The organism is Vibrio superstes, assembly GCF_003569005.1.
Taxonomy (GTDB): Bacteria; Pseudomonadota; Gammaproteobacteria; order Enterobacterales; family Vibrionaceae; genus Vibrio; species Vibrio superstes.
The window spans coordinates 627,417-648,247 of the sequence record NZ_BCUR01000004.1 but is presented as its reverse complement, the minus strand read 5'-3'; the positions used below and the strand labels follow the sequence as shown (position 1 = coordinate 648,247).

The 20,831-nt window shown below is 40.3% G+C and carries 17 protein-coding genes; 3 read left to right on the top strand and 14 right to left on the bottom strand.

What is annotated here, in order from left to right; translation table 11 throughout:
* Nucleotides 1-20: 20 nt before the first annotated feature.
* Entirely contained in the window at nucleotides 21-3,119 is a 3,099-nt protein-coding gene (lacZ, locus tag D5I41_RS10965) for a beta-galactosidase, LacZ type (RefSeq protein ID WP_119009823.1), read from the bottom strand.
* A gap of 260 nt (nucleotides 3,120-3,379) precedes the next feature.
* Between lacZ and D5I41_RS10960 the strand changes: the two genes are divergently transcribed.
* Nucleotides 3,380-4,783, top strand: a complete 1,404-nt coding sequence (locus D5I41_RS10960; protein ID WP_119009822.1) for an O-antigen ligase family protein — start codon at nucleotides 3,380-3,382, stop codon at nucleotides 4,781-4,783.
* A gap of 42 nt (nucleotides 4,784-4,825) precedes the next feature.
* Here D5I41_RS10960 and D5I41_RS10955 read toward each other — a convergent pair whose 3' ends face one another.
* The 12 genes from D5I41_RS10955 to D5I41_RS10900 form a co-directional block, all read right to left on the bottom strand.
* Nucleotides 4,826-5,860 (bottom strand): tetratricopeptide repeat protein, encoded by a 1,035-nt coding sequence (locus D5I41_RS10955; RefSeq protein ID WP_119009821.1) that lies wholly within the window; start codon nucleotides 5,858-5,860, stop codon nucleotides 4,826-4,828.
* A 15-nt stretch (nucleotides 5,861-5,875) separates the two neighbouring features.
* Complete coding sequence (locus D5I41_RS10950) at nucleotides 5,876-6,820, bottom strand: type II secretion system F family protein (RefSeq protein ID WP_119009820.1); 945 nt, start codon at nucleotides 6,818-6,820, stop codon at nucleotides 5,876-5,878.
* A gap of 4 nt (nucleotides 6,821-6,824) precedes the next feature.
* Entirely contained in the window at nucleotides 6,825-7,790 is a 966-nt protein-coding gene (locus tag D5I41_RS10945; RefSeq protein WP_119009819.1) for a type II secretion system F family protein, read from the bottom strand.
* Nucleotides 7,791-7,801: 11 nt separating this feature from the next.
* Complete coding sequence (locus tag D5I41_RS10940; RefSeq protein WP_119009818.1) at nucleotides 7,802-9,262, bottom strand: TadA family conjugal transfer-associated ATPase; 1,461 nt, start codon at nucleotides 9,260-9,262, stop codon at nucleotides 7,802-7,804.
* A gap of 17 nt (nucleotides 9,263-9,279) precedes the next feature.
* Nucleotides 9,280-10,497 (bottom strand): CpaE/TadZ family protein, encoded by a 1,218-nt coding sequence (locus D5I41_RS10935; protein WP_119009817.1) that lies wholly within the window; start codon nucleotides 10,495-10,497, stop codon nucleotides 9,280-9,282.
* A 269-nt stretch (nucleotides 10,498-10,766) separates the two neighbouring features.
* Entirely contained in the window at nucleotides 10,767-11,009 is a 243-nt protein-coding gene (locus D5I41_RS10930) for a hypothetical protein (protein WP_119009816.1), read from the bottom strand.
* A gap of 16 nt (nucleotides 11,010-11,025) precedes the next feature.
* The gene (locus D5I41_RS10925; protein WP_119009815.1) at nucleotides 11,026-12,492 is read right to left on the bottom strand and encodes a type II and III secretion system protein family protein; all 1,467 of its coding nucleotides are present in this window, start codon (nucleotides 12,490-12,492) and stop codon (nucleotides 11,026-11,028) included.
* A gap of 8 nt (nucleotides 12,493-12,500) precedes the next feature.
* Nucleotides 12,501-13,232, bottom strand: a complete 732-nt coding sequence (gene cpaB, locus D5I41_RS10920) for a Flp pilus assembly protein CpaB (protein ID WP_119009814.1) — start codon at nucleotides 13,230-13,232, stop codon at nucleotides 12,501-12,503.
* A complete protein-coding gene (locus D5I41_RS10915) occupies nucleotides 13,229-14,578 on the bottom strand; it encodes a DUF8689 domain-containing protein (protein ID WP_162892823.1) in 1,350 nt (449 codons plus the stop codon). The genes cpaB and D5I41_RS10915 overlap by 4 nt, the downstream gene beginning before the upstream one ends.
* An 11-nt stretch (nucleotides 14,579-14,589) precedes the next feature.
* Complete coding sequence (locus D5I41_RS10910) at nucleotides 14,590-15,099, bottom strand: prepilin peptidase (protein ID WP_119009813.1); 510 nt, start codon at nucleotides 15,097-15,099, stop codon at nucleotides 14,590-14,592.
* A gap of 79 nt (nucleotides 15,100-15,178) precedes the next feature.
* Nucleotides 15,179-15,352: a Flp family type IVb pilin gene (locus D5I41_RS10905; RefSeq protein WP_119009812.1), complete on the bottom strand. Its 174-nt coding sequence runs from the start codon at nucleotides 15,350-15,352 to the stop codon at nucleotides 15,179-15,181.
* Nucleotides 15,353-15,498: 146 nt separating this feature from the next.
* Nucleotides 15,499-15,672, bottom strand: coding sequence for a Flp family type IVb pilin (locus tag D5I41_RS10900; protein WP_119009811.1), 174 nt, complete (start codon nucleotides 15,670-15,672; stop codon nucleotides 15,499-15,501).
* A gap of 146 nt (nucleotides 15,673-15,818) precedes the next feature.
* Between D5I41_RS10900 and D5I41_RS10895 the strand changes: the two genes are divergently transcribed.
* Nucleotides 15,819-16,514 (top strand): helix-turn-helix domain-containing protein, encoded by a 696-nt coding sequence (locus D5I41_RS10895; RefSeq protein WP_119009810.1) that lies wholly within the window; start codon nucleotides 15,819-15,821, stop codon nucleotides 16,512-16,514.
* 187 nt (nucleotides 16,515-16,701) lie between these two features.
* A complete protein-coding gene (locus tag D5I41_RS10890; RefSeq protein WP_119009809.1) occupies nucleotides 16,702-18,408 on the top strand; it encodes an AMP-binding protein in 1,707 nt (568 codons plus the stop codon).
* A gap of 214 nt (nucleotides 18,409-18,622) precedes the next feature.
* Here the strand turns inward: D5I41_RS10890 and fusA are convergent, their stop codons facing one another.
* Nucleotides 18,623-20,707 carry an elongation factor G gene (fusA, locus tag D5I41_RS10885; RefSeq protein ID WP_119009808.1) on the bottom strand — a complete coding sequence of 695 codons (2,085 nt, stop codon included), beginning with the start codon at nucleotides 20,705-20,707 and terminating at the stop codon, nucleotides 18,623-18,625.
* Between the last annotated feature and the right edge of the window lie 124 nt (nucleotides 20,708-20,831).

The following is a 20,831-nucleotide window of genomic DNA, read 5'->3' as shown; positions in this document are numbered from 1 at the left end:
CTGTGTGATTGGTATTGGTGTTAGTCTGCCGAAAGCGTAATTTTATAGTGATAGTGCTTTTTCTTTAGCAAGTATTCTTCATGAACACTGCGACTCCATGAGTCATCACCACCAATCCCCATATGCTCAGAATCTATACGTATATATAATCTACCCGAATCATGTAGGTCATTGATGTGATCCGCCTCCGCTAGATTACATTGACTATAGCGACTTACCGCAAAATGGAATAAACCATTGATATTGAATGGTCCTATAGAGGCATTTCGCACATCACAGCGCAATCCATTCTCCGTTGGATACACATAATCAGTATGCATCTCTTCGATAGTTTGTATGTGCTTACCTACATAAGCAGAAAGCTTACGATCTGGATAGTTCTCATGAGGCCCTAATCCATAAAACTGAACCGCTTTAGGCCCTTTGGGTACCGCAAACTCCATTCCAACTCTTGGCAGATAAGGCAGGCCATTGGCAAGGTAAACATTCACGGTGAGTTCAATTTGTCCCTCAGGTGAGATGCGGTACTGCCAATTCGACTGGATGGCATCGACATGGTTGGCCTTGTAGACCGATATCACCTCAACGAGACAATCATTACCAACACTTGACGCTTCAATCGAAACACAGCGCCGTTGCAAGGTATTAAGACCCGCACTGTCCCAAATTGCCACCCAAGTATTAGGGTCGAGATTATCCGCTTCACTGGTGCCAATGTCGTTATCTAGCGGAGCGCGGTAGAAATTATCAATAAGAGGTAACTCAAGTATCGATTTACTGCCCTTAAGCCACTTTGTTAATAGACCTGTCTCTTGATCAAACTCGATAGAAAAGTTGTTATTAAATATAGATAGATTCGCATCTGTCTTCGCTATCGAAAGATTGCAATTTATCGCAGGAGTGCTTTGTAGTTGCAGTTGGCTACTTGCAGGAAGCTCAAACTGATGGTGCGCAAGTTGATGGCCCGCATCTGCCCAAGGCGTGTTTTGTATAAGAAATAGTTGCAGGTTGAGGTGGTACTCACAGCCAGGTTTTACTGGAGGTAACTCTTTCAGTAGCTCAATATACTGACGACCTTCAGCCTCAATATCGAGCCTAAACTCACCACTTACAATCGTCTCGCCATTTTCGGTGATCTGCCAATGGGCTAGCTGATTTGTCACCTTAGTAAATAAGTACTCACTTTTTAATTCGACACTAACAGGGTGAGTATTAATAAGCCTGAACTGAATGAACTGCTGCGCCTTTTTCGCCTCTAAAGCACTTGGGTGAGGAACCCTATCTGGAGAAACCAAACCATTGATACAAAACTGCCTGTCATTAATGGTATCGCCAAAGTCACCACCATAGGCCCAATAGGACTGACCTTTTTCATCAACCTTCACTAAGCCTTGATCGACCCAATCCCAAATAAACCCGCCCTGCAAACGAGGATAACGACGGAACGCCTCCCAATATTTATAAAAACCACCCAAGCTATTCCCCATAGCATGGGCATATTCACACATGATAAGTGGGCGATCTTCATTGGGTTTGCTGATCCAGTTTTTGATACCAAATTTTAAGTGTTCGGGATCGTGCTCTGAATAAGGTAAATCGATGTCGACTCTAGGATACATAGGACAAATAATATCCGTGGCAGTGGACTCTGCTCCCCCACCCTCATATTGTACTGGTCTGCTAGGGTCACGTTGCTTGGTCCACTGATACATAGCGTGATGGTTAGTGCCTAAACCCGATTCATTACCCAAAGACCAAATAATAACGCTAGGGTGATTCTTATCGCGCTCAACCATACCAGTCATACGACTCATATAGGCTGCAAGCCAATTGGTATCGTTAGACAGCCTTCCCATCGGTTGTTGCCCATGAGTCTCTATATTGGCCTCATCCACGACATACAGCCCATACTCATCGCAAAGCTCATACCATGTGGGGTGATTCGGATAATGAGCAGTGCGCACAGCATTGAAGTTATGCTGCTTAATCAACTTAATGTCTTGCAGCATGTCTTCGCGAGTAACAGCATGCCCTCGCTCAGGGTGGTGCTCGTGACGGTTAACACCACGGATCAGTAGAGGTTTACCGTTGAGTTTTAGCAGTCCGTCTGATATCTCAACTTGACGAAAGCCTACCTTATAGCTTTCCGCCTCAATAAATTCACCATTGCTGTCGTGCAACGAAACCACGACGGTATACAAATTAGGTTCTTCTGCGCTCCACTTTAATGGGTTGGATACGGATATTTCATGAAAAGTACGGTCGTCATACGAGCCACGCTCATCAATCCATTTGGTGCCACAAAGCTCCGTTACTGGATCAAAGACAGAGTTGCTCTGTGCATCAAACAGTTGTACCTGAACTTGGTGCCCTTCGCTTTTCGCAGAAAGCTTAGTCTCGATCGACAAAATGGCATCCCGATAACAAGCATCAAGTTTGGTAGAGACAAACACGTCACTGATTGAAAGCAAGGGCTTACTAAGCAAGCTCACATCGCGAAAGATCCCACTGAGCCACCACATATCCTGATCTTCAAGATAAGAGCCGTCTGACCAACGCAACACCATCACTGAAATCTGATTGGAGCCTTCCACAAGATACTGAGATAAATCAAACTCAGCTGGTAAACGGCTATCTTGACTATAACCCACCCACTCACCGTTACACCAAAGATGAAAGGCTGAATTGACTCCATCAAAAATGATTCGAGTGCTTCGAGCTAACCACTTCTTAGAGATTTCAAAACGGGTTCTGTACAAACCTGTAGGGTTGTCGGTAGGAACACAAGGTGGAGTGTTTGGAAATGGATACTTCACATTGGTATAGATGGGCTTATCATAGCCGTGCAATTGCCAGTTGCTTGGGACAGGGATAGTGTCCCAATGGCTATCATCGAGAGAAGGCAAAATATCGTCTTCGGAGACACGCTCTGGATTTTCGTATAGCCTGAATTTCCAGGTCCCGTTGAGTAATATGCTTTGTTCTGAAGTACCCTGCTGTAGTGCGTACTCAATGGATGAATAAGAGCACAATTTAGAATGTGCTGTGAGGCGGTTTGTTGAATACACATGGGAGTTTTCCCAATCTCTTGCATCTATAACCTGTTGGAAATTGGTCATTTATAATCCTAAAGCACGAAGTGATTAGGTTCGCGCAACAATCAATGAAAACGTTTACATTGAATGTAGCAGTAATACTGTACTACGGATAAGAGAGAGTTAGCAAAAACAATAACTATTAAAACAATTGTCGAATTTTAATGGATAATTGTGGAGGTGATCACGCTAACAGTTCTAAGCAGATTAAACCCGTTATTACTACCTGTTCACCGCCTAGAAATAAGATAAAATAAAGTTAAAGAATAATAATAAGGCACAGTATGGCACTGTTTTTAAAGTTTCTTCGTGATAACTTAATTAATATATCACTAATAGGTATAGCTGCATTTAGTTTTAATTTAATTATAATGCCCGACCAACCTGTTTTGCAGTATGACTACAAAAGATTATTTATTTGCACAATTATATTAATAAACTGCATCATATTGATTTCATCTAGATCATCTAGAAATTATTTGATTGTAAATATTCTTCAACTGCATCCAATAACTTTAACGTTACTATTTTTATTTTTCCTATTCTCGTTCATAGCAAACATATTCGGACTATACCCTTACAGAGGAATAACTGACTACTTTTATTATATTGGTCTATTCCTTTTAATTGTAAGCTTATCAAACTCAAAACCAGGTAAATTTCAATTTGAAGCTTATGCATTAATTAGTGTACTGTGTTACCTTTCCGTATTCATAGGATTTACCGTTACTAACTTATATGGTGATGGCAGCAGTATATGGACTATATTGAGTTATACAAATCCTAGAATGTTAAATCAAGTTCAGGTATGGATCATCATACCAAGCATCTATGTACTATTAACAACAAGTAAGAAAAAGGCATACATCCCCATAGTGCTTAATTTTAGCATCCTATTTGCACTGAGCGCTAGAGGTGCATTTATTGCTATAGTATGCGGAGTGATCTTATGGGGTTTATTAGACAAAAAAAATAGAAATAGAATATTAACCATAACCATAACATGTATTGTTATTGGATATTTAATTAAATTATTAACGCTATCCCCTATTCCAAGCTTTTTATTTCATGGTGAGTTCAGAGATGCCATTCTAAATATTAGAACTTCTGATTCAGGTAGACTAGATTTATGGCTACATGCTTTGGAAATGGTTTCTTTTTGGGGTCATGGTGGCGATGCCTTTGTTTGTAACTCTTTGTTAAATGGAAGACCACACAACTCAATCTTATTAGTTTTGGTGAACTGGGGCATAATACCAGCCTTAGCTTATGTATTTTTAATATTAGCCTTATTGATGAGTGTGGTTACAAAAACATCTCCTAGGTCGAGAATGTTTGGTGTAACATTACTATCAGGTATAGCATATAGCCTAATATCTGGAACTTTAGATTCTCCATTTAGTCTGCTTTTAGGGTGTATTACGCTTGCTAATTACTGGAATACCCTAAGGACTTTAAATATAGATGTAAAGTATGCTTTCCCTACTCACTTAATTGTAATAATTATCGCCTCACTAACACTGGCATCAATAGCAACTAAAGTAAACCAAAGGGTAAGTAATGGTTTTTACCTAGATGAAGCATATATTCCTGAAGTGTACATACCTCAATTTTGGTATGGTAATAACTGCATTAACACAGAAATGAAGATAAAAACCACACTACATTCACAAGGAAAGAAGCAATAGATGTAAAGAAAAAGGTGGGGGAATCCCACCTTTACTCACTGATTAACTATCATTTTTTTCTACTGGTTCAATTTTACTCAATCTAACTTCTGACAAAGCTCGCTCCAGGTTTTCATTTGCTACTTTGTAATAAGATGGATTTTGATCTATAGCCTGCTGGAAGTATGGGATAGCTTCGTCAGCTTTCCCTCTAAGCATTAAGAAGTATCCTACGTTATTTAATGCCTCAGGTGTACTCATATGCCGCTTAAATATATTAAGAGCTTGCCTGTTATCACCTAACGCTATATATATTAACGCCAAATTATTTAGTGCTTTCTCGTTATTTGAATCTCTCTTCAACGCTCTATTAGTAATTCTTTGTGCCAAGTAATAACTACCACTCATATAATGAGAATACCCAAGATTTACAGTAGCTTGAATTGAGTTTGGATTAATCTCCAAAGCTCTCTCATAATATCTTTTTGCAATATCATAGTTTTTATCAACATCAGATAATATACCTAATCCCATATAACTTCTAAAGGGGCTTTCTGAATCATATCGCAATTTTTTCAACGTATCTTCAGTGATTTCTGAATAGCCAGTCAAAATATCCGGATTATCCAACCTAACTTGATCCGCATTAATTGCTCTAAAAAAGTATACTTTACCTTCAGGTGTGAGTCCCTGCTTTGTATAGAGCAGACCTAGCTCCTCTAAAGACTTAACATCATTGGCATTAAATTCAAGAGCCTTCATATAAGACTTTTCAGCAAGTGGTAAATTGCCTTTGGCTGAATGGATTCGACCTACAGTGTAGAGTGTTTGATTTTGATGGGTTGAATCTGAAAATGAAAGTGAGCGCAGGTATTCGTATAAAGCTAAGTCATAATTTTTAGTGCTTAGGGCTGTATCCCCTCGAGTTATCGCTTCCATTTCTGACTTAGGCGGTTCTTGACTCGTCAACGAATCAACAGGTTTCCCAGAATATAAAGAATTATCAAATTCAACCGGTTCAGGCTCTGAAGATGCACATCCAATCAACCCAACACATATCAATATGGCTAGACTGGCTTTTTTAAAGTTTACTTCCATTGTAATCATCCTTTATTATTTTAGCGCATCAAACAGCGTCATCAATCCAGGTCCAAGTGCAACAATGAAGAAACATGGCCAAATAAACATAACCATTGGAAATAGCATCTTGGTTGGAATTTTTGCCGCTACCTCTTCCGCAGCTTGCGTTCGCTTGTCTCTATAATCTTCAGTATAATCTCTTAATGTTTGAGCAATACTTCCTCCGACCTTGGCTGCATGAGATAACATGCTAACAAGACCTGTCAATTCATCCACTCCAGTCCTGTCGACTAGTTCTTTGAAAGCTATAGGCATTTCAACACCAGCTTGAATTTTTCCACATACCGTATCCAATTCGTCAGCAAACTCTGGATGACTTATGGTTAACTCATCTCCTACTCGTTTCAAAGCAGCATTAAACCCTAGCCCAGATTCAGTACAGACTACTAATAAATCTAAAGCATCAGGGACCGCAGCTTTTATCTTGTCCTTACGCTCAGAAACGAGTTTAGCTAGAAACATATTCGGCCCAAACAATCCGCACCACAGAGCGATGATAATAACTAAGGGCATATAACTAGAGTCTTTCATCAACAAGAAAGAAGCTACTGCTAGGAATAAGCCGACAAGTGCGGTTATTAACTTAATGGCGTAGAACAAAGACAATGCACTAGGATCATGAAATCCTCCCTGTATCAGTTGACTCTGTATACTATCTCTTTCTTTTTTACTATTTGGCACCATCATTGGTGCCATACTTTCTAGCGCGTTACCAAATTTCTCAGATTTTGCAGGAGTCAGTGTTTCTCCACCTATAGCTTTGAGTTTCCGCTTAACCGGAGAATTAACTCCAAGGACTATCATACCGAAGGCCAATACGGCTAAAACAGTTCCAATTAAAACCATTAAAAGAAAGATGTTGTCTCTGGTAAGAAAATCAGAAAGGCCACTCTGCAAGGCTAGCTCATTAAAGTCCATTTTGTCACACCTTTATATTGATGATCCGTCTAATCCACAGTGCGCCAACAGCTAAACTCACCATACCAATGCTTATCGCTGTTATGCCTCTAGGGTCAGTTACTAACAAAGTTGCGTGAGTAGGATTAACAACCATTGTCATAATGTACAGTGCAAAAGGGGATAATACGAGAATCCAAGAAGATAGCCTCGCCTCTGCAGACAAAGTTCTGATCTTTCGCGATAACTTGAATCTCGCCCTCAATACTCGAGACACTTTATCTAAGTTTTCTGTGAGATTACCACCCGTTTCTTTTTGAAGTATAACTGCACTAGAAAACGCCAACATCGAAACTGTAGGTGTTCGATCTACCATCTGTAAAATCGCTAACCTCATATCATAACCAAAATTAAGTAGGTTAAATGTTTTCTTGAATTCGATACCAATAGGAGGAGGCATTTCATCACCAACCTCTTTGAAGGCTTGGTTAATAGGCTGACCAGCTTGCAAGACCCGCTTGATCATATCTAACCCTTCCGGTAACTGCTCTTCAAACTTATGCAAGCGAGAAGTGATTTTCTTTTGAATAAACATGTGAACCAGTACATATACACCAACAAAAAGAGCGAGGGTGACGTACCATTTTTGATCGGTAAATAAAGATACCCCACCAACAACTAAACTGCCGACAAAGGTCCATCCTAATAGTTTCCCAAGCGTGACGTTGAGTCCAGACAAATCAATCATCTTCTTTATTTTTTCAAAGATTGGAATTTTAATCATTTGACGCTCAAATGGCGTCATCTCCTTCAAATAGTATTCGTGAAGAAGAGAAAGGCTTTCTTCATCAATCTTTTTCTGAGCTTGCTTCAGACGCTTGGTTAATTCTCCATGCTTTGCTTTTTGTCCTGCAGCAGGAAGCAACAATGCTTGTGAAATGAAAAGTACTGCAAAGAAAAGTAATATAAGAAAAAAGCTTAAGTCATCCATATTCTAATCACCTATCTATTACTAGACGCTTTAAAAATTTCAAATGGAAGATCTAAACCACGTTTGACTAGCGCATCGTGACAACCAGGAACTATACCCGTTGCTATATAATCTCCTAAGATGTTCCCTTCCTCATCAATCCCCTGTCTCTGGAACTTAAATATCTCAGACATTGTAATAATGTCACCTTCCATACCGTTTATTTCACAAATACTCACCATCCGACGTTTACCGTCCTCCTGGCGCTCCATTTGAACTACCATGTGAATAGCAGATGAAATCTGTGACCTAAGGTTTTTGGCCGACATATTCCAGCCAGCCATAGCAAACATATTTTCCACACGACTCAAAGCATCACGCGGAGTATTAGCGTGAATTGTAGCTAGAGAACCATCATGTCCTGTATTCATAGCGGCTAACATATCAACAGCTTCTGCACCACGGACCTCACCAATGACTATTCTATCCGGCCTCATACGAAGTGAGTTCTTAACCAAATCACGCTGACTAATTTCTCCTTTGCCTTCGAGGTTAGCTGGACGCGTTTCTAATCTAATAATATGTGGTTGTTGAAGTTGTAATTCAGCTGAATCCTCTATAGTTACGATGCGTTTATCGCTAGGAATAAAAGAAGAGAAGATATTAAGTGTCGTAGTTTTACCTGAACCAGTACCTCCGGATATCAAAATATTTAACTCACCTCTAACCGCTGCCTCTATAAATTTTGCCATCTCAGGTGAAAGTGAGTTAAAGCCCAACATGTTATCCATGTTTAAACGATCTACAGCAAATCGTCTAATGGATACAGAAGCACCATCAATAGCTAGTGGTTGAATAATTGCGTTTACACGTGATCCATCTTTCAGGCGAGCATCTACCATAGGAGACGCCTCATCAATTCTTCTTCCGACTTGGCTTACAATACGATCAATAATGTTGCGCAAGTGCTTCTCATCGAGAAATGTATGTGGCGTTCTCTCCAACTTACCAAACCGTTCCACATAAACATTCTTTGGTCCATTGACTAAAATATCCGATACAGATTTATCATGAAGAAGTGGCTCCAGCGGCCCTAAACCAAAAACCTCATCCTCTATTTGTCGAACAATTCGCTTCCTACCCTCTAAGCTCACAGGGCGAGTTTTATCATCATTCATCAATTGATGAATAGCCTCTTGCAGCTCTTTTTTCGCTCGAGTTTCTTCTAGATTAGACAAGACACCTAAATCCAAGGTTTCTAGTAACTTTTTATGAAAATAATGTTTTACATCTAATTCCTGCTTTAAATGTTTATCCATTTCAATAGGAATATCTTCAGTAACCGGCTTTTGTTTAGACACTGCCTGTTTGGTTGAAGGTTTTGGAGCCTTATCTTCAGCAGTTTCTTCGGCATTGTCTTTGACATCATTTGACGATAAAGAACTGACTTTTTGCTCGAAGTCTGGGTTAATATTCTTCCGTTTAAAAAACATATATCATCCTAATTTAATCAGCTAAAGATCTTCCCTAACCAACCAGTCTTCTCTTGCTCTTCAACTGGTGCGATCGACGTAGCCAAGCGAGTCACCGCATCTGAAACCGCAGACTTTTTCTTACTTAAACAAAAAGGCTTTCCTAGGTTGGAACTCTCATTCACTATCTTGTAGTCATTAGGGAAAACATGCACTCGTATTTGCCCTAGAGCGCCTTCAATATCCGTTATTTTCAAGCCCTGCTTTTTATCATACCTGTTCACAACAACTTCTACATGATTCCTAGGTAGTCCATACTCAAGCTCTAGAACACCAAGCATATCATTTGTATTTTTAATAGAGACGTAACTTTGTTGGGCAACAAAAAACACTTTTGTGGATTGGGAGATTAAGGAACTATAGTTGGCTTCTATTCCTCGAGATAAATCCGCTATAATATGCGTGTAATGTTCACGCAATAGAGGAATAACAGTATGAAGACTGCGTGCTTTCAGCTCATTTTCTATGGGGTGCATTTGTTGAAAGTTAAGAAAACTTAACTCACAGGAGTGCTTAGTTACTAGCGTTTGAAGTGCAACTTCATCGAGATCATTAGCTCCATCAATAATATCATGCAGTCCGTACTGTGGATTAAGGTCTAAATAATCTTGAATGGCTCCAAATTGAATATCTAAATCGAGGAAAAGAACCTTATTTTGTTTGCATTTAGCTAGCTCAATAGCGGTATTCATAGAAACCGTTGAAGCTCCACTACCGCCTTTACTGTTAACAAATAAGTGTAATTCCGCCAACTCTTTACTAGCAAGCTTCTCATCAGCTACAGCAGTTAATATTGAGGCTAGCCCTTCAATAGTACTTGATTCAGATAAAAAGTCGGACGCACCAATTCGCAATGCAACTTTGAGATCAAAACTATTACCTTCGTCACCAAACACTACCAAAGAGGCATTACTATTTTGCAAGACTAGACTGTTAGAGTAAAGTTCCGTGAGTTTTTGAGCCCAATCTCCACTTGCTTGGATGAATATCAAATCAGGGCTAGTTCTTTCTTTTAGGTTTTGAGAGGTAAACTCATTAAGCATAATGTAATGAGGGTATGCATTCGTACACTTACTTAGTTCAGCATCAATATGCTCTTTGAAAGTAACTGTACTGTGGACTATCCACAAGGATACTTGACTTTTCAAAGCCAATCTAAAATCATCATTTGCATTCATATGCACAACTTCGCTCATTCCCTGACCTCAAAATGTCCCTTATTGTCCCACTAATCTGTGACTGTGAGTCTCTCGAAAAACTGCATCACCATTAAGTATTTTTGGTATAGTATTTACGCGATTCAACGAGGGTAAATTCACACAATAGAAAGTAAAACGTTGTAACTGTTACGCAGACAAATCTTCACTAATATGCATACGTTCATATCTAAGTAAGCATCAACAATGCATAATTGTATCTATAACAGTCTGACGTTAATGCCTGCCTAAAGTTTGCCGTAACGCGCTTAAATACTAAATCCAGAGCCCGCCTCATAACTTTTACTTTCCCCTATATTATAGCCCTTAATCGCAGATTGAGCCCTTTCACCACTGCCCTCTGGTAGTACGTCTTGATTTTCTTCAGTGGCATTGGGGTTATAGGTTTGTTCGTTTTTAACCAGCGTCATTGCTGTTCCTAAACGAGGGTTGTTCGAACATGCAACCACTCCTAAAATAGATAACAACAAAAATAGTGTTTTGATTTTCATAACTCGCTCCTTGTTGCTACAAAGAATGTCCAAACTGACCTTCTGAACCACCGCTAGCAGTAGATGCTTGAACACGCTCGGTTGATTCTTGTTCCTGCTTAGGTTTAACCCTTTCATTGTCGAGATATGCAGACTTCCCAATCAAATAAAACTCCATATCTGTCGGCTCAACAAAAGCATCCGTAGGAAGAGCAATCTTGTCCCTATCTAGAGGTTTAGCAAGTCGCGGTGTAACCAATATCACTAACTCTGTTTCGCCGGAAACATAAGATTTACTTTTAAACAGGTTACCAAGCACTGGAATATCACCAATCCCTGGCATCTCACTTGCTGCGTCTCTGCTGTTTTCATTCAACAAACCTGCAATTCCGATAGTTTGACCATCAGCCAATTCTATGGTTGAAGATGCACTCCGTTTAGTTAGAGGTGGTACGATATAAGCAGCATTTACATCCCCTGGGTCATAGGTCAGAGCACCAGAAGACGCAACTTCACTAACGTCTACAGCCAATTCAAGGTTAATTTTTTGATCGCTCAACACTATTGGGGTGAATTGAACACTCACACCATACTCTTTATACTCGATACCAATACCGTCATCACTGGGAATTGGAATAGGGAACTCTCCACCGGCCAGAAACTTAGCCTCAGAGCCACTAAGGGTGGTTAAATTAGGTTCAGCTAACACTTTTGCAACACCCGTTTCCTTCGCTATATCGAGCGCAAAAGTAAATAACGTATTACTATCAACTAACCCTCCTAATAACCCAAAGTTACTCGTTCCTAGTGAATCAACAATCGGCAAAATACTACCTCCCGCTTCTCCGAGACCACCGCCACCATTTGTTAAGCCCCATGTGAAGTCGCCACTTTGTTGGAAAAAACGGAAGTTGGAATCAAATCTTCTCACCAAAGAACGCTGCACTTCAGCCACAGTGACTTCTAGCATAACTTGTTGAGCACCGCCGATGGTCATGAGGTTTATAACGCCAGACTCAGCCTGCCCAGCATCTTTATCAGACGCGTTGACCGCTTGTCCACCCGAGTATGTTTGAGCCACTTTTACAGCAATATTCATTTTTTCCTGACTACTGATTAGTCCACTCAGAATCAATTTATCCTGCGCGCTATGAACTTGAATCTTTTCTTCAGGAAGAAACTCGTATAACTTTGCTTTTAAATTGTTCAGGTCATGCGTTACTTCGATATTCAAAGATTCGATTAGTCTTCCTTGAGCATCCCAAGCTGATAAGTTTGTAGAACCTAGTTTTTTACCTATCAAAAATAACTCATCAGCTTTTAGCATCACTATATCGAGGACAGCTGGATCACCTAAAGAAACCCTTTTCGCTTTCCCCGAAATCTTTACATGTGTCGATTTATGTTGAGGTATTGTGATCGTATTTCCTGATAGTGTCGTAGAAGCGACAGATGTAGGTATAAGTATCACTAGCGAGATAAAAAATGCGAAAATCCTTTTCATAATAAACCTCAATTGTTTACACGTACGTTAGACTGGTTGGTGCCCTTTATGATAGTGACACTTGGGGGGGCAACGTATCTTCTAACTGGAGGATCCACCGCTTGCGGATTACGAAGCGCTAACTGTATTGAACCTTTACTGTTCTCAGACAGCAGTCTTTCAGCTTGGCGAGGAGTTACTTCAAGCGTTACCGCTCGTACAATAATAGGTTTGTTTTCATTAGTTTTAGCTGTTTGGTCTACAGCCATGACTTTTATATCTTTCAAAACAGTTGTGGTTCGATTATTAACTGTATTTAGTATGTCAACCTTATTTCCGGGTAAAAGAAAACCAGCGACACCAACGACATCGTTCACTCGGATCGTTACGGCACGCTTATCTTCAGGAATAAGGACAGCAAGACTAGCCCCTTCATTAGGCCCTCCAAAATGAGACTTATGAATAAGTTCACCTGCAAAAACAGGTGATTTGGAGACCATACCAATTAACTCAGAATAATCTTTGACTTGATTGTCGTTTTGCCATGCAACTTCCAACTGTTTTTTAGACAAGTGCTTTTCTTCAATTACCGTTCCCTCAGGGATATCAATAGCCGCCACAACTATTGGATGACGCTCTACAGTTTCTACCTTAACTTGGGGTTGCGACTGGCCTTCCATCCATTGCTTAGCAACCATAACTGCACCTAAGCCAAAAACTACTGACAATAATAATAAAAAAATTACTGTTCCTTTACTCATAAGACTGATTCTCCATGCTCGTCAGCAGTAAAATAAAGATCCCATGCTCTTTGCAAAATAGTTGAGTCAACATTTGCTTCGATTTCTTCAAACTGAATAATGTCATGGCTTATCCCTAATATATCTTTTGGCAAACAAGGGAAATAGCCCACTTTATGCAAACTGTGAAGACTCAATAAACATTCTAGTGCACTTGGTAGCAATTCGAGATCTTTTGTATTGGATAAATCTGCCCATAGATTTAAATAGTCTTTTTCAATCAGCGGTTGGAACTGAATCTTATATCCAAGTCTCCTTAGAAAGGCAGGATCGGCAATCGTTTGAGGATCAAGGTTGGTGGAAAATGCCATAGTTAAAACAAATGGAATAGTAATTTGCTGCCCATTGGGAAGGGAAAGGTGATCATAATTATACTCCATTGGAACAATCCAACGATTCAGAAGTGTCGCGACGGGCATTGGTTGTCTGCCTAAGTCATCTATGACTAATATGCCGTTATTAGCGATCATCTGAAGAGGAGCGATCCAAATTCGATTGTGCTCAGTATGGTTAACCTCCAACATATCCATAGTCAACTCACCACCAACTTGAACATTAGGTCGTTCGCATAAAACCCAACGCTTGTCATAATGGCTTTTCAAGCTTATGACTTCCCGATTGTGTGCACTATCAATTGGCTTATGATGTTGCTCAGAGAACACTTTTATTATATTTCCTGCGGCATAAACCGAATGAGGTACATAAACAGAGGTATTGAGTGAGTTGAGTATTCTCGCTGCTACAAAGCTTTTCCCTGTTCCCGCATGACCATAAAGCAATAGCGCCCTTCCTGAGTTTATGGCCGGCCCTAAAACTGGCACAAGCCTTTGGGCTCCATATACATCACCTAACGCTCGCTCTACATCAGGTCTAGTGATGAGTTGAGCACGCAAATCTTGAGCCTCTACCATAGCGTTATAGACTCTCAATGAAACAGGCACAGGACCAATATAGGCATCTTTTTTAAAGGCTAGATCAGCTTTTATTTGACCTTGCTCTGAAAGAGCATACCTAACGTGGCTCTTTGCGGATTCAGAAAATAACGATTGAGATGAAGGTTGAAAAACCTCAACAAACGCCTTCTTTCTTAGGTCAGCTAGGATGTCATCAATTAAGTGGGTAACTATTCCCAAGTGCTTTGCCAATTCTAAAACATCAGATTTAGGGTAAGCCGCTAAATGCTTCAGAATTAAGTTTTCAACGACCGCTTGTGGTACTTCCAATTCATCAAAAGAAGATACTATCTGGGGGGCACTTACCTGAGGTGTCAGCTTACGAAAGTCATCCATTTCTTCTGAAACACTCATTACTTTTCCCTCTAATTAAAATAATAAAACAACGCAAGACCCACGGTGACAGAAGGGGCAAAAGGCATCGTTAACTTATCACCGTAACGCCACGGATTAGTATCCTTACCACCCTGATTAATCCTAGTAAACAATTTAGGCTCATTGATCAGTTTCATTGGGTTATTTATTCCTAGAAAGCTAAAATTGTATATCATAAATACAACTCCAATCAGACCCGAAGATAAAATTATCCATGTAGAACTACCGACAAGGTTGTCCAATCCTACGCAAAATCCAATTGCACCAAGTAATTTGACATCACCTGGAGACATTGCTTTGACAAAGAATAAGCACATAGAAGCAGCAAACATGCAAACACCACCCAGCAAATAATTTAAAACTGGGGATTGTGTGGCGATAAGATTCAATGATTGGAAAATGATGAGCAATAGCAACAACACATTAGGAATTTTATGTTCCTTTAAATCGTTGATTGATATTAGATACAATAAAGACCAGAAAATGATTTGACTATTCATAATGGCTAGAAAACCGTATCAGTTGCTTGCTACTGATACGGTTAAATATTGTCAGCATAATTATTTACAACAACTGATACTAACTAATTTCGGCAATTACGGTGTTTAATTTAGCGCTCAATTGCGATCCCAAGGTTTGGAAGATAATAACCAAACCCGCAACCAGAAGAGCAGCCCCGATTACGTATTCAACAACGGTGAGTCCTTCTTCGTCTTTAGCGAAATTTTTGATACTTGAAATGAATTTGTCCATAAATTTACTCTCCATAAATAAGCGCCCATCAAACGAGTCGCATTTCTAACCTTAACTCTTGACTGCCATTAATGTTAGGACTTTTTTTACCATTGATAGAACTTTCTAAACAACATAAGGTAAAAACATACGCTAAGTCACTATTTTTACACTTTATTCATTGAGCTGTTAAATTTATCAACCAACCCAACATTCAATGCAAAAAAAACGGCTGTCACAGCGGCGACGAGTAGAGATGCAGCGACCACGTATTCAACCACTGTTAATGCCTCTTCATTAAAAATGAAATCTGCGATTTTATCACTTAGTTGATTGGCCATCCCTGCCTCCTTCGAAGTTGCCTGATAACTCTAGTACAAAAACAACGTTTTCGCTCTCATTATGTGAACTTAATGTTGCACTTTCTTAACCATTAAGCTTAAACTTGATATTAGTTAATGGATTAAGCTTACAACAGAGAAAACTAATGCAATCGAAAGGGTATTGGCTAGGGAAGCCAGTTGAGGACTTAACTTCACAGACTTATGAGTTGTCGCACTTAAATTCACATTTTATTGATTGTGGAACTGATATATCCATCCTAAGTCAAAGCGATGTGAGATTCGCCCACTTTTATTTCAGTAAAAATCTTGAACCATTTTTCGAGTTATCAAAAAAAATCTGTCGAAACCTAGACAAAAAATTAGTAGTAATACATAACAACGAATTATCTTTAAAAGATCTACCCGCAGATATCATTGAGAAAAGTATCGATATAACGGTAAAAACAGAAGCGGAGTATTTTTTCCCATATTCCTCCATCAAAGGAACCGAGAGACTCTCAGCAACCCCAATTACCTCAGATACTAGAATAATAAAAATAGAAAGATTCATATCAGAGAATATGAACAAAGAAATTAGAGAAGAAGATGTAGCAAAAATGGTCAACCTTTCAACGGCTTATTTTTCTAGGTTTTTCCGAAAACATAAGAAAATCAGTTTTCAAGACTACCTAACATTAAAGAGAGTCAACTTTGCTCAACAGATGTTAAAGAATCACCCCAGTGAAAAGGTATCTTCTGTTGCCTATCAAGCTGGGTATTCTGATGTGTCCTATTTCAACCGTGTTTTCAAAAAACAAACGACCTTGACACCCACTCAGTATAGAAAATTAACTTTTTAGGTCATTTTTAGCGATAGGTATAGTAAACAATCTTTTGATTCACTCTGTATTCACTAAAATCTTTTATGACGAAAAGCGTAATATACGAAGCATTAAGGTCCCACACGTTCGCTAAATCTCTTATACATAACAAAAAACCTGCTAAGCTTCTGATTAACGTAATAAACAAACAATGGAAGAGTAGCTTATGGATAAGGCTTCAGGGACCGAAGCAGAGCATCAAGTTTTCAGCAACCCACCTTGCACAATCCCACCTCCAAATGAGCTCATACTTAAATGGGCTCATGAGCGCCCTAGTGAGGTGTATCTAAAGCAGATAATAGATCGAGAGTTTGTTGAGTATACATACTCTGAAGTGGCTAACATGGCGCTGAAGTTGGTTAGTGCCCTGAGGAAACTAGGACTTGAGCCTCGAGATAAAGTCGCGTTCGTCTCTAAGAACTGTGTTGAGTGGTTTATTACTGATTTAGCCTTGATGTTAGGCGACTTTATTAGCGTTCCTATTTTCCCGACAGCTGGTGCAGACACCATTGAATATTGCCTGACACATAGTGAAAGTAAGGTACTGATTGCTGGCAAGCTTGATGATGCACATGCCACATCGGAAGCGATGAAGCGTCTGCCTGAATTAATTACTATCTCGTTCCCCTATGACTCCGCTCCAGAATGTCAGTACAAGTTTGCTCAGCTGATCCATGATGCGATCCCGCATGAGGAACACCCTCAGCATCACGATGACAAGCTAATGTCTATTGTCTATACCTCAGGCACCTCTGGCGTCCCTAAGGGCGCTATGCTTACTTTTGGTGCTTTTAGCTGGTCGGTGAAAAATCTAGTTGATCATATCGGAATTCAGCCGGGCGATAGAATGTTCTCTTACCTGCCGCTAGCGCACATTACCGAGCGGGTGTATATCTTCGGTTCATCTATTCAAGCTGGGTTAGAAACGGCGTTTCCAGAGTCATTAGAAACCTTCATTGAAGATGTAAAAATGCATCGCCCTACTCTGTTTATTTCCGTTCCCCGTTTATGGACTCTTTTCCAACAGCGGATTCAAGATAAGCTTCCACCGAAGAAACTGAACATTCTACTTAAGATTCCGATTTTAAATTCAATCATTAAGAAAAAGATTGTTGATGGTTTAGGTCTAGATCAAGGTCGTGTTCTCGGTTGTGGTTCAGCGCCTATCAGCCCAGCAATATTGGAGTGGTATCACAAGGTAGGTATCAATATTACCGAGGCATGGGGAATGACTGAAACATTTGCATACAGCACACTTAGCTACCCTTTCAACGCCTCAAAGATTGGTACTGTCGGTCAAGCAGGTCCAGGTATTGAGCTTAAGATAGCGGAGGATGAAGAAATCCTTGTACGTAGTAAAGGGATGTTCTCTGGTTACTACAAGAACGATGAAGCCACGGCAAGAACATTTAACGAAGATGGATGGTTGCACACGGGTGATATCGGTTCTATCGATTCAGAAGGTTACCTGACTATTCAGGGACGGAAGAAGGATACGTTTAAGACCGCTAAGGGTAAGTTTGTTGCACCTGTCCCTATCGAAAAAGCGATTATCGAAGTAGCTCGGGTTGAAATGCTGTGTCTTGTGGGATTAGGAATGCCAGCGCCAATCTTATTGATTGTTCCCCATGATTTTCCCAATTTTGATAAATCTCGTTATGAAAAGAGTATTGCTAAAGCCATTGGGAAGATTAATGACAATTTAGAAGGTCATGAAAAGATTAAAGGCGTACTGCTCATCAAAGAACCATGGAGTATTGAAAATGAAATACTCACACCTACTCTCAAGATAAAACGTCATGTGTTAGAGAAGAAGTATCACGATGTTGGTGCTGAATGGCAGAAGGATAAATTTGTGATCTGGGAGGATTGATACCAGTTCAACGAATCATTTGGTCATGCTATTTAGATTCCAGCTCAAGGCCGGAATGAGGAAGTGATGGCTTCTGATGACGAAGTTAGCACTTTGAAGGACTCGGTTATTGTTCTTTTACAGATTGATATAGTTCGTACTCTTCCTAAACAAACAAAAAGCCCCGATAGCTTTCACTATCGGGGCTTTCTTTTAGCTATTTAAGAAGAAACAATTACTTGTTTTCTTTCTCAGCTTTAGCTTTTGCAATTACTTCTTCTGCCACGTTCATTGGGCAAGCAGCGTAGTGTGAGAACTCCATAGAGAACTGACCACGACCAGAAGTGATTGTACGTAGGTGACCGATGTAGCCGAACATCTCAGAAAGAGGTACGTCAGCTTTAATACGAACACCAGTAGCGCCAGCTTGTTGATCTTTGATCATACCACGACGACGGTTAAGGTCACCGATAACGTCACCTACGTGATCGTCTGGAGTGAACACGTCAACGTGCATGATTGGCTCAAGAAGTTGAGCGCCAGCTTTAGGCATTGATTGACGGAATGCGCCTTTCGCTGCGATTTCAAATGCGATTGCAGATGAATCCACTGCGTGGAAGCCACCGTCGAATAGTTCAACTTCAACGTCTAGAGTTGGGAAACCAGCAAGAACACCGTTTTCCATCATAGATGCAAAACCTTTCTCAACTGCAGGCCAGAATTCTTTAGGAACGTTACCGCCCACTACAGAAGACTTGAACGAGAAGCCTGAACCAGCTTCGCCTGGCTTGATGCGGTAGTCGATCTTACCGAACTGACCAGAACCACCAGACTGTTTCTTATGCGTGTAGCTATCTTCAATTGGTTGAGTGATAGTTTCACGGTAAGCAACCTGAGGAGCACCAACAGTTAGGTCAACACCGTAAGTACGCTTAAGGATGTCAACTTTGATGTCTAGGTGAAGCTCACCCATACCTTTAAGGATGGTTTCGCCAGTTTCTTCGTCAGTTTCAACTTGGAAAGATGGATCTTCTGCAACCATTTTACCGATAGCGATACCCATTTTCTCAGAACCGCCTTTATCTTTAGGAGATACAGCGATTGAGATAACTGGAGTTGGGAATACCATTGGCTCTAGAGTTACTTGGTCTTTTGGATCACATAGAGTGTGACCAGTTTGAACGTTCTTCATACCAACGATCGCAATGATGTCACCAGCTTGTGCGCTAGTTAGTTCGTTACGGTCATCAGCTTGCATCTCAACCATACGGCCAACACGCTCTGTTTTACCAGTGAATGAGTTCATGATGGTGTCACCTTTGTTCAATTTACCTGAGTAAATACGAACGAAAGTTAGTGCACCGAAGCGGTCATCCATGATTTTGAATGCAAGCGCTTTGAATGTTTCGTCAGCAGACACGATAGCGTGGTTGCCAGTTTCGTTGCCTTCTTCATCCATAAGAGGTTGAGGATCAACTTCTGTTGGAGAAGGTAGGTAATCAACAACTGCGTCAAGAACGATTTGTACGCCCTTGTTCTTAAATGCAGAACCACAGTAAGTTGGGAAGAACGACAGGTTGTTAGTACCTTTACGGATACAACGCTTGATGTCTTCGATAGAAGGCTCTTCGCCGTCCATGTAAGCCATCATTAGGTCGTCGTCTTGCTCTACAGCAGTTTCGATTAGTTCTTCACGGTATTGCTCTACGTCGTCAACCATATCCGCAGGGATATCTTGAATTTCGTAGTTTTCAGGAAGACCAGTGTCATCCCAAACGTATGCTTTGCGAGTTAGAAGGTCTACAACACCCACGAAGTCATCTTCGCGGCCGATTGGTAGAACCATAACTAGAGGAGTCGCACCTAGAACGTTTTTAACTTGGTCAACAACGTTGTAGAAGTCTGCGCCCATACGGTCTAGTTTGTTAACGAAGATCAGACGAGATACTTCTGATTCGTTAGCGTAACGCCAGTTAGTTTCTGATTGAGGCTCAACACCACCAGAACCACAGAATACGCCGATACCGCCATCAAGTACTTTAAGAGAACGGTAAACTTCAACAGTGAAGTCAACGTGTCCAGGAGTATCGATAACGTTTAGACGGTGATCGTTCCAGAAACAGCTTACAGCTGCTGACTGGATAGTAATACCGCGCTCAGCTTCCTGTTCCATGAAGTCAGTAGTTGATTCACCATCATGAACTTCACCAGTTTTGTGGATCTGGCCGGTAAGCTTTAGGATACGCTCAGTCGTCGTGGTTTTACCCGCATCAACGTGCGCGAAAATACCAATATTTCTGTATTTTGATAAATCAGTCATCGTTTTACTCTATCAATAGGATATAAAATGCGCGCAGAGTATACCACAATCTGACTAGACTGATAGCTCTGTGTGCTTGTTGAGCGAAATTTTCGCCCTTTTGTTTTCAATCCAAGAACTATAG